We start from the raw sequence: 370 nt of genomic DNA, 5'->3' as shown, positions 1-370 counted from the left end.
GGCCTGGCCGCGCGTGAACTTGTCGAACAGCGTCTGCTCGCGGCCCCGCAGCGCGGCAGGCAGGCCGGGGCCGTGGTCGCGCACCTGAAGCACCAGCGCATGCTCGGTGACGTGCGCGCCGACCACGATCGGCGCCGCCCCGTACTTGGCGGCGTTCTCCAGCAGGTTGACCAGCACGCGCTCGATCAGCACCGCGTCGAACTCGACCAGCGGCAGGTCGGGCGGCAGCGAAGTCTGCACCTGCATGTCCCCGAGCGCGGGCCGCGCCGCACGGATGGCCGAACCGACCACTTCCTCGACCGACTGCCAGTCGCGCCGCAGGTTGACGGCGCCGCCGGCGATGCCGCTCTCGAGCCGCGCCATGTCCAGC

1 protein-coding gene is annotated in these 370 nt (G+C 73.0%); it reads right to left on the bottom strand.

Going from position 1 to position 370, the window contains the following annotated elements:
• On the bottom strand, window positions 1-370 hold a 370-nt coding region (locus tag AB4Z46_RS35510; RefSeq protein ID WP_442288236.1), incomplete at both ends, for an ATP-binding protein.

The sequence above is a fragment of the Variovorax sp. M-6 genome (assembly GCF_052114385.1).
In the GTDB taxonomy this organism is placed as follows: domain Bacteria; phylum Pseudomonadota; class Gammaproteobacteria; order Burkholderiales; family Burkholderiaceae_C; genus Variovorax.
The sequence above is the reverse complement of the archived record's forward strand: the minus strand, read 5'-3'. Positions and strand labels throughout refer to the sequence as shown.